General features: G+C 45.1%; 16 protein-coding genes and 1 other annotated feature. Of the genes, 4 read left to right on the top strand and 12 right to left on the bottom strand.

Features of this window, described 5'->3' with window-relative positions; all coding sequences use genetic code 11:
• Nucleotides 1-131 precede the first annotated feature (131 nt).
• A complete protein-coding gene (locus tag FS373_RS30520) occupies nt 132-518 on the top strand; it encodes a hypothetical protein (protein ID WP_152831444.1) in 387 nt (128 codons plus the stop codon).
• Between the two features lie 10 nt (nt 519-528).
• Here the strand turns inward: FS373_RS30520 and trpR are convergent, their stop codons facing one another.
• Nucleotides 529-807 (bottom strand): trp operon repressor, encoded by a 279-nt coding sequence (gene trpR, locus FS373_RS30525; RefSeq protein ID WP_144047697.1) that lies wholly within the window; start codon nt 805-807, stop codon nt 529-531.
• Between the two features lie 230 nt (nt 808-1037).
• Here trpR and FS373_RS30530 point away from each other — a divergent pair, with 230 nt between their 5' ends.
• Nucleotides 1038-1499 (top strand): c-type cytochrome, encoded by a 462-nt coding sequence (locus FS373_RS30530; protein WP_144047698.1) that lies wholly within the window; start codon nt 1038-1040, stop codon nt 1497-1499.
• A 95-nt stretch (nt 1500-1594) separates the two neighbouring features.
• On the opposite strand, the gene FS373_RS30535 is transcribed toward FS373_RS30530, so the two are convergent.
• Nucleotides 1595-2263, bottom strand: coding sequence for a cytochrome b/b6 domain-containing protein (locus FS373_RS30535; RefSeq protein WP_144047699.1), 669 nt, complete (start codon nt 2261-2263; stop codon nt 1595-1597).
• 303 nt (nt 2264-2566) lie between these two features.
• Here FS373_RS30535 and hpf point away from each other — a divergent pair, with 303 nt between their 5' ends.
• Nucleotides 2567-2929: a ribosome hibernation-promoting factor, HPF/YfiA family gene (gene hpf / locus FS373_RS30540; RefSeq protein WP_144047700.1), complete on the top strand. Its 363-nt coding sequence runs from the start codon at nt 2567-2569 to the stop codon at nt 2927-2929.
• 1110 nt (nt 2930-4039) lie between these two features.
• Nucleotides 4040-4160: a sequence feature (Phe leader region), on the top strand.
• 33 nt (nt 4161-4193) lie between these two features.
• A complete protein-coding gene (locus FS373_RS30545) occupies nt 4194-6176 on the top strand; it encodes a chorismate mutase (RefSeq protein ID WP_152831445.1) in 1983 nt (660 codons plus the stop codon).
• An 86-nt stretch (nt 6177-6262) separates the two neighbouring features.
• Here the strand turns inward: FS373_RS30545 and FS373_RS30550 are convergent, their stop codons facing one another.
• The 10 genes from FS373_RS30550 to ffh form a co-directional block, all read right to left on the bottom strand.
• Nucleotides 6263-6598, bottom strand: coding sequence for a hypothetical protein (locus FS373_RS30550; RefSeq protein ID WP_144047701.1), 336 nt, complete (start codon nt 6596-6598; stop codon nt 6263-6265).
• 145 nt (nt 6599-6743) lie between these two features.
• Nucleotides 6744-7847 (bottom strand): hybrid-cluster NAD(P)-dependent oxidoreductase, encoded by a 1104-nt coding sequence (locus FS373_RS30555; RefSeq protein WP_144047702.1) that lies wholly within the window; start codon nt 7845-7847, stop codon nt 6744-6746.
• Between the two features lie 74 nt (nt 7848-7921).
• Nucleotides 7922-9580, bottom strand: coding sequence for a hydroxylamine reductase (hcp, locus tag FS373_RS30560; RefSeq protein ID WP_152831447.1), 1659 nt, complete (start codon nt 9578-9580; stop codon nt 7922-7924).
• Between the two features lie 350 nt (nt 9581-9930).
• The gene (gene tyrA, locus FS373_RS30565) at nt 9931-11070 is read right to left on the bottom strand and encodes a bifunctional chorismate mutase/prephenate dehydrogenase (RefSeq protein ID WP_144047704.1); all 1140 of its coding nucleotides are present in this window, start codon (nt 11068-11070) and stop codon (nt 9931-9933) included.
• A 74-nt stretch (nt 11071-11144) separates the two neighbouring features.
• Nucleotides 11145-12236 carry a 3-deoxy-7-phosphoheptulonate synthase gene (locus FS373_RS30570; protein WP_144047705.1) on the bottom strand — a complete coding sequence of 364 codons (1092 nt, stop codon included), beginning with the start codon at nt 12234-12236 and terminating at the stop codon, nt 11145-11147.
• Between the two features lie 632 nt (nt 12237-12868).
• On the bottom strand, nt 12869-13222 hold the full coding sequence (rplS, locus tag FS373_RS30575) for a 50S ribosomal protein L19 (RefSeq protein WP_144047706.1): 354 nt from the start codon (nt 13220-13222) through the stop codon (nt 12869-12871).
• Nucleotides 13223-13275: 53 nt separating this feature from the next.
• Entirely contained in the window at nt 13276-14004 is a 729-nt protein-coding gene (gene trmD / locus FS373_RS30580) for a tRNA (guanosine(37)-N1)-methyltransferase TrmD (protein ID WP_152831449.1), read from the bottom strand.
• Between the two features lie 15 nt (nt 14005-14019).
• On the bottom strand, nt 14020-14550 hold the full coding sequence (rimM, locus tag FS373_RS30585) for a ribosome maturation factor RimM (protein WP_144047708.1): 531 nt from the start codon (nt 14548-14550) through the stop codon (nt 14020-14022).
• Between the two features lie 20 nt (nt 14551-14570).
• Nucleotides 14571-14822: a 30S ribosomal protein S16 gene (gene rpsP / locus FS373_RS30590; RefSeq protein WP_077752732.1), complete on the bottom strand. Its 252-nt coding sequence runs from the start codon at nt 14820-14822 to the stop codon at nt 14571-14573.
• Nucleotides 14823-15099: 277 nt separating this feature from the next.
• The gene (gene ffh, locus FS373_RS30595; RefSeq protein WP_144047709.1) at nt 15100-16473 is read right to left on the bottom strand and encodes a signal recognition particle protein; all 1374 of its coding nucleotides are present in this window, start codon (nt 16471-16473) and stop codon (nt 15100-15102) included.
• Nucleotides 16474-16616 lie beyond the last annotated feature (143 nt).

The raw sequence follows: 16616 nt of genomic DNA on the forward strand, positions 1-16616 counted from the left end.
GTTTCGCCCTCATAAGTAATTGATATGAACCTGTTACACTTTAAAAGTGTGTTGCAGGTTTTTTTTACCCTATACTTTCTAATATTCAATTAGCGATGGATTCGCAACCACTCATACAAAGGACTGTTTTAATGTTAACCAAACCCATGTACGAAATTCTCCCCGTTAGCTATATGGCCATAGGCGTTACCAGCATGCTCATGCTAGATCAAGACTATGCGATAGCTTCGGCCCTCGTCATGTTTATCTTAGGAGCAAAAACTTACACTATGCGCTCACAGAACAGACGCACAGATCCCCTGAGAAAACGTAAATCTGGCACACTTCCTAGCTCAATCTATGATGCCACCCCCTTCATCTACCTCTTGCTTGCCACACTGATGTTCAAACTGTTCCCATCTGGTATCGGACCCGCTATAGGTATTGTGCTAATGACTTACTCTCTGTATATCTTAGTCAGACGTTCATCAAACAGACGTCACTGCCTGCCTTCCCGTCAGGAATTTACCAATTTTTAACCGCGACTGACTATTCAAGTATTAATAGCTTAATTTTATCTCTTTGCTCTGCCGTCATGTTCTTCAGATAATTTGAGCAACGAGTGATCGTTGCTATGCTAATCTGAAATTCACCAGCGATCTGACGTTGACTCAACTCACCTTTGAGGAGGGCTTGGAACACCTTGAGTCGACTGGCTATCGCACTACGCTCATCTTCTGTGAGTAACAGCTCAAACAGCTCCAGAAGCGCATTATGATCGTGGTGATTCACCACCTTCTCTAACACCAATCCCCATTCTGCTCTCATAAACTCTCCTACGTACTGGCTTACCATTACAATAGTGTATCAACAAATGCGCCGAAGCCAAACCATTCCAAGTAAATGACACCGAGATTTACTCACAATAGAAGATGAGTCATAACTTGTTGCATCTTTACATGTAAAGCCTTGAATTTTCCCATGTGTCTGGACATAAAAACAGAATACAATACCGAGTGGAACATCACATAATCAGAAAAATTCGTGAGAGCAATACAATGAACAAAAAATTAAAAATGACAGTTTTGGCATTGGTATCTAGTGCCATCTTGTCTACAGCAGTACAGGCAAGTAACTTTAAAGAAGCTGATGATGCTATACATTACCGTCAATCAGCCTTCAGCCTTATGGCACATAACTTCGGTGATATGGGTGCCATGTTAAAAGGCAAGAAGCCGTTTGACTCAGAGGTTTTTGCCATGCGCGCGGAAAATGTTGCCGCCCTGTCTAAGCTTCCTTTGGAAGGTTTTATCCCAGGTTCAGATCAGGGAGAGACCGGAGCCTTAGCAAAGATCTGGACTGAAAAGTCAGACTTTGACTCTAAGATGAAAGCCCTACAGGACAATGCTGCAGCACTACTTCTTGCTTCGGCATCTGACGATAAAAAATTGTTGAAGCAATCTTTTATGCAGGTAGCTAAGAGCTGTAAAGGCTGTCATGACGTCTACAAGAAAGATTAATTGCTAATCTTTTCTAATGTTTAGCAATTAAAAATGCCAGAGTCTGATGAACTCTGGCATTTTTATTGCTGATTTATAAAACTATAATTTGAGTATCACAGCATCTGGACAATCGGCAAGATGAGGTAATTTCCCACTACCCCAGCCAGAAGTGCAAAAAGTAGCAGTGCTATAAAGAAAGATCTGAACGCGAGCGTGCTACCAGATTGCTCCGCTACCTTCTTATAGCCAGTGATCATAGGCAAAATAAGCTTATCACCTTTCAACGTATGTACCAGCACAGCCAATACATGTATCGAGGCTAACAATAAAATGAAATTGAATGTTTGCTTATGTAGCCAAGTCAACCACAAGGCTGTTTCATGTGAGACATAATTATAAAATGGGCCTTCAGTAAAGATATCGTCAGTCGCGAACAGCCCAGTTGATAGCTGAAGCGTCAAAATACCTATTAACGCCAGCACCATATAACCACCTAGCGGGTTATGACCTACGCTAGGCGACACACCATGACGTTTGATATTAGTGATATATTGGAACACTGTTTTTGGATGCTTAATAAAATGGCTGAATCTGGCTGTGTCACTGCCAACGATGCCCCAGATTAGTCGAAATACAATCAGTACCAGCATTGAGTAAGCCATCACCTGATGCCACACCAACTCTCCGGCATCTGCCGACCACCACAAGCCCGCTAACAGGCCTATCATTGTCCAATGGAATACTCTTGTTGGGATATCCCAAACTCTCACTCTATTATTCATTTTTTACCTAGTAAAAACCTAATGACTAAACACCATTGTGGATGTTTAAAAGGATACGCGGCAGATGATATTTGAAGATGGTTTGGGAGGCAAGAATAGATAAGTAACTAAACTTATCCGTTCAAATATGAGCCTGTTTAAATCAGTTTTCAAGGCTTTTTTAACAGATATTTTCTAAAAATGACTGAGTGATCAAATTAAAAGCTAACGGCCAGAAATCACCACGAAAATGTGATCTAGATCACGACTTTTACCGCTGAGCTTGGTAATCTGAATTCAAGGAAACAACAAAAGGTTCAATATATGACAAAGATTACAAGTAAACACCTTGAAGTTACTCCACTTATCCGCGAACGTATTCAGGCACGTTTAGAGAAGCTCTCTAGGCATGACATACAGCTGATCAATCCCCATGTGATCATCACCCAAGAGAAGCAGCAGTTTAAAATCGAAGCATCTGTAGGCATTCCCGGTCATAAGCTTTTCGCCCAAGCCAAACATGAAGATCTTTACTCCGCCATCAATGCCATGGGACAGAAGCTTGAGAAGCAGCTAAACCGCCAGACCCATAAGCCAGAGGCTCAGCGCTATACCGCGCTTAAAAGAGATGAAGCAGCGCTCGACGATGGTCTTGAAGGTGAATTTGAAGAAGAATATGCAGCCTGAGTCGTCAATGATTCAGTGCTTTTCAAACATAAACAACTACTCTTAAAAACGGTCGATTCACATTTCGAAAAACTGACTATAAATCGACCGTAATACAGAGCGAAACCCTTACACCATGCTACTATTAAGGTATGGTGAAGATGAAAAAATGTTCTACACCAATTCGGAGGCCAAAACATTTAACTTGCGCGATAGGCGTAAAAATGTCATCAGGGATGCTTAGTAATTAGCAATAAAGGATGACTGACTAAATTAGTCTAAATTCGCCTAGTCATAAGAGGAGCATCTCCAACAGGGGCTGCACATAAGGCCAAACAGTCTAACTTTCCACAACTTAGGTGGTGAAGTATCACTAAGGTCTACAATCAGATCAAGATAATTGACGAGCTTGGGAAACTTAGCAAATTAGTTTGTAAAAGGGAACGGGCGAACAGATACGCCACAATGCAGCAATAGCTAATCACAATAGCGCCAGCAATGCATTAGGCCAATAAGCTAAAAACAGCTAACACGCCCGATTTTGTAAAGTACGCATCTCACTTACGCTTTTGACTAGGTTAATGGCAGCAGTAAATAGAAAGATGTAAACAAAGAGACCATTGACCGGGATGCGGTGAAATCAAGACTCCACTTTCTATCATAAATGGTAAAGTGAAAGACGAGATTTCCATTAGAAATACAGAAGGTATATTGACAAATAAAACGGTTATACGCGTGATGCTAAACGTAACATGGGTACGGGCGATTTAAAGTGCCACTATGCGGCAAATGCTAATGACAACAGCAACGCATTCGGCCATTGAGCTAAAAACAGCGATAAAGCCTGAACAGTTAACGATATCGGATCCATATTTTCTTTAGAGATATCGAGTGAACCTAAGATCTCGCTTCCCTTATTTGAGGTTAAGAAGCGAAAGATTGAAGATTCAATCACCATTAGGAGGCATTCTCAGTTTGATTTTTTATTCGTTTCATCCCAAAGCGCACCTCAGGTGCGCTTTTTTAATTCTAAGTTTAAATAGGCAAAAACGTTGTCTTTAACTATGAATTTATAAAAATTGCATAGATTTTCATTGACAGTACAGAGCACGGGCTTTAATTTGTACAGATGAAAATATTCAGCGATCACTTTTTTACTTTCTTTTTTATTCCCCCCATCTAGGGAGGCGGAATTTCGGTGTAAAAACGAAAGTGAAAATTCCAAAGCCTCCCTAAGGGAGGCTTTTTTGTAACCGTTTTTTGTAGTAGTAAGATTGAGGGCAACATGAGCAAACCACAAGCTTTGAACCAGACACGTGAACAGATCACCGCTTTAGACAAAGATCTATTATCACTCTTAGCTAAGCGTCGTAATTTAAGTCTGGATGTCGCCCGCAGTAAAGAGGTCGATATTCGGCCTATCCGCGATACTCAAAGAGAAAAAGAGCTACTGGCAAGACTGGTGAAAGAGGGCCGTAATCAAGGGCTCGACGCACATTATGTTATCTCTCTCTATCAGAATATCATCGAAGATTCTGTACTGAACCAGCAAGCTTACCTTCAAGGGAGAGCAAACCCAGACAGTCAAAAGCAACAGTATTGTGTCGCTTATCTTGGTGCGAGGGGCTCATACTCCTATTTAGCGGCGAGCCGCTACTGCGACAGACGTCAAGTCGATATGCAAGACCTAGGCTGTAAGAGTTTCGACGAGATCATTCAATCGGTAGAATCCGGCCACGCCGATTATGGCTTCCTTCCTATCGAAAATACCTCATCGGGTTCAATCAATGAAGTTTATGATGTGCTCCAGCACACCAGCCTTGCCATTGTTGGTGAAACAACCATAGAAGTCGGTCACTGTCTGCTGGCCAAGAACGGCTGCACGACCAAAGAGATAAGAACCGTCTATGCCCACCCGCAGCCTATCAGCCAATGTAGTCGTTATCTAAATTTACACCCTGAATTTAAACTCGAATATTGCTCAAGCAGTGCCGAAGCCATGGACAGAGTGATGGAGAGCGATGATTCGAGTGTTGCCGCAATTGGCAGCGCTGAAGGGGGGGCCCTCTATCAGCTCGAATCCATACAGAATGATTTAGCTAACCAGAAGATTAACCAAAGCCGCTTCATCGTCGTAGCCCGAAAAGCGATTGCCGTGCCAGAGCAACTTCCGGCTAAAACGACGCTCATCATGGCTACCGGCCAGAAACCAGGCGCCTTAGTCGAAGCCTTATTAGTACTCAAGGCACATAACCTCAACATGAGTAAGCTAGAATCCCGCCCCATTCCTGGTACGCCTTGGGAAGAGATGTTTTACTTAGATCTCGATGCCAATTTATCCAGTTCAGAGATGCAATCAGCCCTCAAAGAGCTGGAGCGTATTACCCGCTTCATTAAAGTTTTAGGCTGTTATCCCTGTGAAACGGTTAACCCAACTCAACTCTCAAACAGTCAACTTATGATAGAGCCCGATACCAGCAGAGCACAAAATATAAATAATAATCGGGATATGCAACCCAGCTCACGACACTTACGTTCGGCTAAAGAGGATAAACAAGATGCTTCTCAGATCATTTGTGGCCAGTTGCAAATTGGTGATGGACAATTCGGTGCACTAGCACTCGTGTCATTACCCCAAGAGAGTGAACGCTTCAGTCAAAAAGCCAAATCTCTGAAAGAAGCAGGTTTCCAAGCCGTGATCCTGGAAGGTCTATCACGCCAACACAGCGCCGAACTGTGTATTCTCGCCTTTAAGAAGTCTCTCTATCAATTTGGCTTGGAATGTATCATCTCTGTTGAGCATGAAGTCGAGCTGAAGCTAGCAGCCGAGCATGGCACCATATTATTGATAGCAGGTAAGCAGATGCATAATCACAGCCTGCTGAAACAAGTTGGCTGTCTGCATATGCCTGTCATTCTAGAGCGCAATACCATGGCCAGTGTAGAGGAATATATTGATGCTGCAGAAATTATCTTAAGCCAAGGTAATCAACAGCTAATCTTGTGCGAGTCAGGGATCAGAACCTTCAATGATTCGGTCAAACCCGCACTGGACTTAGCCGCATTGGTGGAGTTAAAGGGACTATCTCACCTGCCGATCTTAGTGAATCCAAGCTACGCATCTACACCAACGACACTGGTAGCACACTCTATAGCCGCCAAGCAACTGGCAGCCGATGGCCTGATACTCAACTTCTCAGCGAATAATGAAGCCTTCGACGCCGAGTTGCAAGTACGCGGTGAGATCCTAAGAAAGCTTTATCAGTAAGCTTCCATAAGAAAGAAAAAATAAAGCTGAGCACAAAAAAGAGGACATTTCTGTCCTCTTTTTTTAGCTAATCTACATATGCCAAGCTACACGGCGGCACCATCGGTGAGATTCAACCAACCTTTGACAATTCTATGGCAAAACCAGAGTATCGCTATCGAGTAGACAATGGAACTCAGCCATATTTGAGTTAACGATAAGCCTATTCCGCCCATCAGCATAAAACCAATAATGGAGTGTCTCTGCCAGCGAAGGTGCGACGATATCATGTCACCGGAACATGAAGTCCTCTGACCTAAATTGATAAAGAGCCCGACTAAGGTTGGCAGAAAGAAGATGGGGAATGCTGACATCAAGGCATAGAGAAGATGCGCCAAGCTTGGATCGTCTATAGATACTCTCTCGGAGGTTGTCGATATCATAGATTGGCTCCACAAACACAAAATTAAAGATAAAGCAGTGAGTTTCATCTTTAACAATACGTTGTCATAGGCTATAGCGCAAATTCAGCCTCATAAAAAATCACAGGTTGTCACTGACTAGCTAGAAAAGACTAGCCTTAAATCTCTATAACTGCAGTAAAACATCACTCTTTAACTTAGTAGAGCAAGCCAGTACATAACCTTGTGCTATCTCGTCCTGGGTCAATGTCATCTCACTGCTCGACTCGGTTTCACCCTCGATAACCTTGCACTTACAAGCACCACAAACACCCGCGCGGCAAGCAGCTATGATAGGCAAGCCTTCGGCTTCGATACCCTCTAGCAGAGTTTCACCCTGACCCATGGCACGTGAATTATCACCGATACGCAGCATAAAGCCAGTTGCAGTATTATCGACGTCAGTGATAACCATTTCATCGTTCCGCGATAGCTCTGTGCCGAAGCTCTCATAATGGTAACGGCTCATATCGAAATTCAATGATTCGAGTAGAGACTCGACTCCCTTCATAAATGGCTCAGGACCACAGACAAAAATGGTTCTCTGTTTATAATCTTCAACGAGTCTGTTGAGCTGTTCAGCATCGATGCGTCCCTCTCCCCAGCTAAGCCCTTGGGGAAGTCGCTCTGCACCTGACTCCAGAATATAACTGAGATTAAAGGCCGAATTATTAAACCTGATTGTGTCCAGCTCAGTCCTAAAAATCATGTCCTCCGGACTCTTAGCGCAATTGAGAAAGGCGATATCGGCACCGACCTGAGTATCGGTTAACCAACGTGACATCGAAAACATGGGCGTTATGCCACTACCGGCACTGAGAAACAGGTATTTATCGGCCTTGATATCGACCAGATTAAATACTCCATCGGGTCCGCTGGCGTTGATAGTGTCACCGACATTTAATGATTCGGCTAAGTAATTCGATACTCGTCCTCCCTCGATGCATTTAACCGTCACAACAATCGAGTAGGGACGAGAAGGAGAGGAGGAGATAGTATAACTGCGATATGTTTTCTTACCGTCGATGTCCATATTAAACGTAAGGAACTGCCCGGGCTTGAACTGAAATTTTACCGGTTCAATCCCCTGAAACCGATAACTGAACACATCATGGGTCTCTTGCCACTTTTCGACACACTGGAGCTCTACTTGCCCATGTTGCCAGTCGTTGGATGCCAGTTGACGTTCATGATTGTGTAGCGAGGGCCGGGAAATAGTGTCAATACTCATGTAAAACCTTAGGGATCGAAAGTAAGGTAACTGACTGGCCAATAAACGAGCCAGTCAGTTATTTCAGGGGCTGATTAAGCGGCGTTTAAGATAGTTTTAAGATCTTCTTCGGCAGTTGTAGTGGTACGCAGACCAAATTTATCCTCTAGAATCTTGATCAGATTATCACTCAAGAAAGCAGGTGGAGTCGGACCGGTACGGATATTCTTAACGCCTAATGACAACAAGGTCAGCAAGACGACAATCGCTTTTTGCTCAAACCATGAAAGCACTATGCTCAAAGGCAGCTCATTGAGTTCGCACTCGAATGCCTCAGATAGCGCTAGCGCCAGTTGGATCGCAGAGTAAGCATCGTTACACTGACCAATATCGAGCAGACGCGGTATACCATTGATTTCACCGAACTCGAGTTTGTTGAACTTATACTTACCACAACCTAAGGTCATGATGATCGAATCGTCGGGAGCCTGAGTCGCTAAATCGGTGAAATAACTACGCTCATTCTTATCGCCGTCACAGCCACCGATAAGGAAGAAATGCTTAATCGAGCCATTCTTCACATTCTCGACTACCGCAGGAGCCGCCGCCATCAATGCATTACGCGCAAAACCTATGGTGATCATATGAGGAATTTCATCATAGGCGAATCCTTCCAGCTCCAACGCTTTGTCTATAACTAGACTAAAGTCTTCACCGGTCAGATGGGTAACACCTGGCCAACCCACGATACTGCGGGTGAAGATACGATCGGAATAGTCACCAACATTAGGATCGATAATACAGTTAGAAGTCATCACCACGGCGCCGGGGAAGTTAGCGAATTCTTTCTGTTGATTCTGCCAAGCGCTGCCGTAGTTCCCCACCAAATGTGGGTATTTCTTAAATTCCGGGTAAGCCAGTGCCGGTAGCATCTCACCATGGGTAAAGACATTGATGCCCTTGCCTTCTGTCTGCTGCAGAATAAGTTCAAGATCGACCATGTCATGGCCCGAGACTAAGATCGCCTTACCTTTCACTGCAACCGTATTAACTAGAGTCGGCTCTGGATGACCGAAAGCCATTGTTTCGCCTTTATCCAACATCTCCATGATGCGATAGTTTAACTGACCTATCTCCATCGCTGTGCCGAATAGCTTATCGCCATCAACCGAATCTTCACCCAAGAAAGCCATGATCTCATGAAACTCACCGGCGACTTCATCATTGGTCTGGCTAAGCACGCGTGCATGCTCCATATAAGCCGCCGCACCTTTGAGCCCGTATAAGCATAATAGGCGCAGGCCAAGAATATCTTCGTGAACATCACCACGGTTTGGCAGTGCAACCACGGCCTGAGCCAACATTTCTGGCTTAGATGCACCTAGGACCAGCTGCGCTGGCGCACTCAACTCGACAGGAGTCTGACCAGACGCCGAACATGCCGCTTCATAGGCAGTTTTTAAACGTGTACGTAATTCATTCGCATGCTCTACATAGCCCACAATCCGATCATCATCGAAGTTGACATTGGTCAGGGTGGCGAAGAAGGCTTTAGGCACGAACGTATCGACTTCGCTGTCTATGATATCGAATTCGCGAGCTTTAACCGCATAGGCCGAGACACCCTGAAGTAGATAAATAAGTAGATCTTGCAAATCCGAAGTCTCGGCAAGCTTGCCACACATGCCCTGGGCATAACTACAGCCATTTCCGACCGGCGTTCTCATTGTTTGTTCACACTGAATACAAAACATTACTACTGCTCCTTTAATCATGCTTTTTATTTGCATGTTTTGAAATAGTCTAAAGCCATAGTCCATATTGAGGTAGGGCTTTCTATTTTAATGAAGATAACTATGCGCTAGATCAATTTAGCTTTCCCGCTATATAGATAGGAGAGCTTCTAGCAATATAACTGCAGTAGAAAACAAAAAAGGAGCCTAAGCTCCCATTTCTGATATAGACATAAAATTGTTTAAATTTAAGTGACTTAGGTGAACATGAAGGTAGAAATGCAAATGAAAACTCTTATCATTTATATCTCTATCGCCCAATTGACTAAATAGGCTTTATTAAAAAGTGAGCCTATTTAAATAAGCATAAATTAATCAGTCTTCATATCATTAACGCTCTGTAGCATGGCGCGACTCTCGCGTTGGAACTGAGGCGCGAAATCACCAAACCACTGCGCAACTTCCTTAAACTGAGCAACAAACGCATCCCTATCGCCAGCCTGTAGAAGAGACAAGGCTTGAGAATAGTTATCCAGGTAATCCCCTATCGCATGCATGCTCTCTTTCTGAGCGAAGATAATATCGGCGTACAGTTCAGGACTCTGAGCAAATAAACGCCCCACCATGGCCAGCTCCAATCGGTAAATTGGCGAGCTAAACTGTAATAAGGAGCCAATGTCGGCTTCTTCCTTGTATAGGTTTAATCCATACACGAAGGATGAAAAATGGCGCATGGCCTGAACCAGCTGCATGGCTTTATCATGCTTTTCAGGCTCGGCTTCGACGAGGCGAGCACCCCAGATCTTGATCTGTTCCAGTAGCCATTGATATTTATCACTATCACGCCCATGACAGACTACAACCACCTGTTTAGCTAAACTGCCAACATCTGGGCCAAACATGGGATGGAGTCCCACGACGGGACCGCTATGAGCCGCAAGCATCGCCTTAACGGGTTCAGTTTTAACTGAGGTCAAATCGGCTAAGATACAATCGCTTGGCAAGGATGATAGCTTATCTCTAATTAGTTCGCAGGTAATAGAGATAGGCACAGTGACGATGACCAGACCTGCGCCTTCGAATGTCTGCGCTGCGCTGGCCCAATCATCTTTATCCAATACTTTAACCTGATAACCTGACAAAGTGAGCATCTGGGAGAACAAGCCACCTAGCTTACCCTCACCACCCACGATCACAACATCACCGAGATCTTCATTTATTTGCTTAAAGCCGACATCTTTCTCATTGAGATAAGATTCACGCATCAGGCGACGTAAAATATCTTCAATCAGCTGGGGAGAGACGTTCATCTTCTGGGCTTCATCTCTTCGTTTGGCCAACATAGCAGCCTCTCGCTGAGGAGCATAGATAGGAAGTCCTGCGCCATGTTTAACCGCTCCGACCTGAGCTACAAGGTCGAGACGCTTTCTTAAAAGGTGGATCAATTGCTGATCCACACCATCGATCAGACCTCTGAGGTTCTCAAGATCCGATGTTGTTTTTTCATTCATCTATATTCTGTCCATCAAGAAAACGTAAAATCGATTGCTCACCGATTAGCTGTCAAAGCAGCTAACCAGTATATTCAGGCATTGACGACTTTTAGCATATCAAATCGAGACGGTAATACGTGAGTTAATAATGCTGAACCTTCACGTAAAATCTGCTCTGTGGTTGCCCAATCCATACAGGCATCGGTAACAGAAACCCCGTAAGCCAGCTCACTCATGGGCTTATCGCTGTTTTGGCGACCTTCATTGAGATGGCTCTCGAGCATAACACCTATGATAGATTGATTGCCCTGCAGGATCTGAGCAAATACATCTTCACAGACCCCCTGCTGTTTTCTATGATCTTTTAAGGAGTTGCCGTGGCTACAATCGACAATCAGACGAGCATTAAGCTTAGCTGCATGTAACTGACGCTCACATTCGGCAACGCTCTGGGCATCATAATTAGGTGTCTTACCGCCACGCAAGATCACGTGACCATCCGGGTTACCCGCCGTTTGCAGTAACGCCACCTGCCCCTTTTGGTTAATTCCCATAAACCTATGCCCACTCGCCGCAGACTCAAGCGCATTGATAGCAACACCAAGCTTGCCATCGGTGCCATTCTTAAAGCCCACCGGCATAGACAAACCCGAAGCCATCTCTCTATGAGTCTGGGACTCGGTCGTACGTGCGCCGATGGCAGACCAAGTGACTAACTCAGACATGTATTGTGGGCTGATAGGGTCTAATGCCTCGGTTGCAACCGGAAGACCTAGTTCCGCAAGCCAGATCATCAACTCTCGAGCCTGCCTAAGGCCTTTCTCCACATCGAATGACTCATCCATATCAGGATCGTTGATCATGCCTTTCCAGCCCACTGTGGTTCTGGGCTTCTCGAAATAGACTCGCATCAGGATGTAGAACTCATCACTTAATTCATCATGTAGCTTCTTGAGCCTGAGGGCATACTCTTTGGCTGACTCGATATCATGGATAGAACAAGGACCGGTCACAATCAAGACTCGGTTATCACGCTTATGTACGATATCGGCAACGGTCTTACGGGCATTAAGCACGTAATGATATGCAGCCTGAGACAGAGGAATTTCAAGCTTCAACTCCTCAGGAGTCACTAATACTTTCTCAGAGCTGATGTGAACGTTGTTAATCGTATCTTGCTGCATACTACCCACCTAAGGTCTATCCGTTATAAATCGATTCAGTTATTAATCAAGAGTGTCTTCAATGCTATTTGTAATGCATGCTACCGATACAACTCGTATCACCGTACTGCTACACCATTACACCTGTGAACTAACTATGCCTGCGGATTAAAATAAGATCAAGCAAGATCTGTAAACTAAAGAAAAAATCATGGAATTAAAAAATGAAGTTCTAAGCTGTAAGTTTGATATGCGATATCAGCCTGTAATACGTCTTTGTTTTTGGCTTATCCCGAGCCCCGAGCCCCGAACTTCGACACTTTCTCAGCCTTGCCTCGAAACTTACAGCTAAAAACTGGATTCCGGCCACAAGCATGCCGGAATGACCTGTGGTTTTTATGTGCTTTGGCCTTACAGCTTTCTCAGCCTAATCTCGAGCCTTACAGCTTAAAACTCGTAACTCGACACTTTCTCAGTTCTATCTCGAGACTTATAACTTTCTCAGCTCTATCTTTAACTCGCAACTCGCAACTCAGAACTTTCTTAGCCTTGTCTTGAGCTCGAAACTTTTCTTTCCCCCAAGATCACAAAAACCCGCCATAAGGCGGGTTATTGTGCGAACACTGCATCTTTTCTTACTGCGTACTACTAAATTACTTAGTAGTTAGCTTCTCACGGATACGTGCAGACTTACCTGAACGCTCACGTAAGTAGTAAAGCTTAGCACGACGAACACGGCCGCGACGCTTAACTTCGATGCTAGAGATGATTGGGCTGTGAATCTGGAACGCACGCTCAACACCTTCACCATTAGAGATCTTACGTACTGTGAATGCAGAGTGAACGCCACGGTTACGCTTAGCGATTACAACGCCTTCGAACGCCTGTAGACGCTCTTTACCGCCTTCTACAACACGTACTTTAACAACTACTGTGTCACCTGCACCAAACTCTGGTACATCTTGCTTCATTTGCTCTTCGTTGAGCATTTTAATGATGTTATTCATGAAATAAACTCCATACTAGAAATAACCGATCGTAACTATCCACTTGGGTTCGTTTATTCAACAAACTCATTTAGTAGCTTCGTTTGTTCGTCAGTCAGAGCTAGATTTTCTAATAAATCTGGTCGTCGTAACAAAGTTCTACCGAGACTTTGTTGCAGACGCCAGCGTCTAATATGTTCGTGGTTGCCACTTAACAAGACTGCCGGTACATCTAAACCATCCAAGCTTTCAGGGCGAGTATAGTGGGGACAATCCAATAATCCGTCAGAGAAGGAATCCTGCTCCGCCGAGGCCTTTTTTCCCAGAACACCGGGAACCAGCCGTGATACTGAATCAATCAAAGCCATCGCAGGAAGTTCACCGCCCGAAAGCACGTAATCTCCGATTGACCACTCTTCATCCACTTCAGTCTGAATAATGCGTTCATCAATACCTTCGTATCGACCACACACTAAAACCAAACTGTCCGATTTAGCTAACTCTTCGACGCCTTGCTGTGTCAGCTTGCGTCCCTGAGGAGAGAGATAAATCACCTTCGCACTGTCACCAATAGCAGCTTTCGCTGCATGGATAGCGTCGCGCAATGGTTGCACCATCATCAACATACCAGGGCCACCACCGTAAGGGCGATCATCCACTGTATTATGTCTATCATGGGTGAAATCACGAGGATTCCACGTTTGCAACTCCAGCAGGCCATTCTTAACGGCCCGACCCGTTACTCCAAAGTCTGTTACGGCGCGAAACATCTCAGGAAACAGGGTTACTACCCCTAACCGCATATGTTCTACCTCGACTTAAAAGTCCGGATCCCAATCCACTGTGATCTGTTTTTCCGGCAAGTTCACCTCTATGATGAACTGTTCGGTGACAAAGGGGATCATACGTTCCGCTTTGCCGAAGCCATCTTTCGCGTTGGCTTTAACTAAGAGCACGTCATTCGATCCTGTTTCCACGATCTCCTGCACCTTGCCCATGTTGTAACCTTTGGTATTAACCACTTCACAACCGATAAGATCTCGCCAGTAGAATTCATCTTCCGGCAAGGTCTCCATCTGCTGCTGAGTAACCGCAATCTCACAATTTGTGAGCATTTGCGCCTGGTCCCGAGTTTCTACACCTTCAAGAGAAGCGACAACTGCCTTACCCTGAAAGCGCCACTGCAGCACCTTAACCTCACGCCATTCACCTTGCTCTTTTATCAACCAAGGAGAATAGTCAAAAATACCTTCAACAGAATCGGTATAGGTAGTGATCTTCAACCAACCCTTAATGCCATGACTGGATCCTAATTTCCCCAGTACGACAGGTTCTTGTTTACTACTCATCAATCTATACCTTAACGCTATTAAGCAGCAGCTTTACGTGCGTCTTTGATCAACTTAGCTACACGTTCAGATGTAGTAGCACCAGTTGCAACCCAGTGCTCAACGCGAGCTAGGTCTAAACGTAGAGTTTCTTCCTGGCCACGAGCCATTGGGTTGAAGAAACCAACACGTTCGATGAAACGACCGTCACGAGCCTTACGGCTATCAGCAACTACGATATTGTAAAATGGACGCTTTTTTGCGCCGCCACGAGCTAAACGAATGGTAACCATGCGTCTTTTATCCTCTAATGATTTGCTTCTCATGAAGCAAAAATAAAAACTGGAACTCCGTGTTCGCGAAGAGTCCCAGATAGAAAGCCGGACGATTTTACCTTACCTGCCGACGAATGCAACCAAATATAGCAATTCTGATTAAATTCCACTCTCTTTAATCAAAATGCCTATTAATAATTTTTACATCACCACTTACTGAAAGCTGATGTAAATAAAAAACCCACAGACACAATATTAGCATCTGTGGGCTATTAAACTGATTAAACAGCGGGTCTTAACGACCCGGCATCTTCATTCCAGGTGGTAGCATACCACTCATACCACGCATCATCTTCTTCATGCCGCCTTTAGCTGACATCTTCTTCATCATCTTCTGCATCTGAGTAAACTGCTTAAGCAAACGGTTCACATCTTGGATCTGCGTACCTGAGCCCAAGGCGATTCTGCGCTTACGTGAACCTTTAATGATATCGGGACGCTTACGCTCACCCGGTGTCATAGAGCTGATGATGGCTTCCATCTGGTTAGTCATCTTACCGCTCTGCACCTGAGCTAGCGCCTCAGGGGGCAGCTGGCCGACGCCAGGCAGTTTTTCAATCATGCCCATCATGCCGCCCATGTTCTTCATCTGCTGCAGCTGCTCACGGAAATCTTCTAGATCGAAGCTACCGCCCTTCTTCACTTTAGCGGCGAGCTTCATCGCCTTGTCTTTATCGACGCCGCGCTCAACTTCTTCGATGAGTGACAGCACATCACCCATACCTAAGATACGTGAAGCGACACGATCTGGATGGAATGCCTCTAGGGCGTCTGTTTTCTCGCCGACACCTAAGAATTTAATTGGCTTGCCGGTAATATGACGAATAGACAGAGCCGCACCACCGCGGGCATCACCGTCGACTTTAGTCAGTACTACACCGGTTAAGGGTAGCGCTTCATTGAAGGCCTTAGCCGTGTTAGCCGCATCCTGACCCGTCATGGCATCGACAACAAACAGAGTCTCGACAGGATTGACCGCTGCATGCAGCGCCTTAATCTCATCCATCATGCTCTCATCGACATGCAGACGACCCGCTGTATCGACAATCACTACATCGATGAACTTAAGCTTGGCATGAGCCAGCGCCGCGTTAACGATATCGATAGGCTTCTGGCTGACGTCAGATGGGAAGAATTGCACATCGACCTCGGTAGCCAAGGTCTCCAGCTGTTTAATCGCTGCCGGACGGTATACGTCGGCGCTCACCACTAATACAGATTTCTTCTCTCGCTCGCGGAGGAACTTACCCAGTTTTGCAACACTGGTGGTTTTACCCGCACCTTGAAGACCCGCCATCATGATCACTGCTGGCGGCTGCGCCGAGAGGTCCAGGCCTTCGTTGGCCTCGCCCATGGCGTTTTCAAGTTCGCTCTGGACAATCTTAATGAATGCTTGCCCCGGACTCAGACTCTTAGAGACCTCTTGACCAACGGCGCGCTCTTTAACGCTGTTGACGAAGGCACGTACAACAGGCAAGGCTACATCGGCCTCAAGCAGTGCCATACGCACTTCTCGTAGAGTGTCCTTAACATTATCTTCTGTTAAGCGACCACGACCACTGATATTTTTCAGCGTGCGTGACAATCTGTCCGTTAGGTTCTCAAACATTATCGCGTTCTTACCATTTAGAATTCATATTAATGGGCAGTATTATAGCGACGCCCAGATAATATGCTACTGCTATGGTGCAAGATAACCAGCTCTTCCCCTATATAAAGCCGGGCTAAAGTGTAAAACTTAGGTCTAACGCT

The sequence above is a fragment of the Shewanella sp. YLB-07 genome (assembly GCF_009377275.1).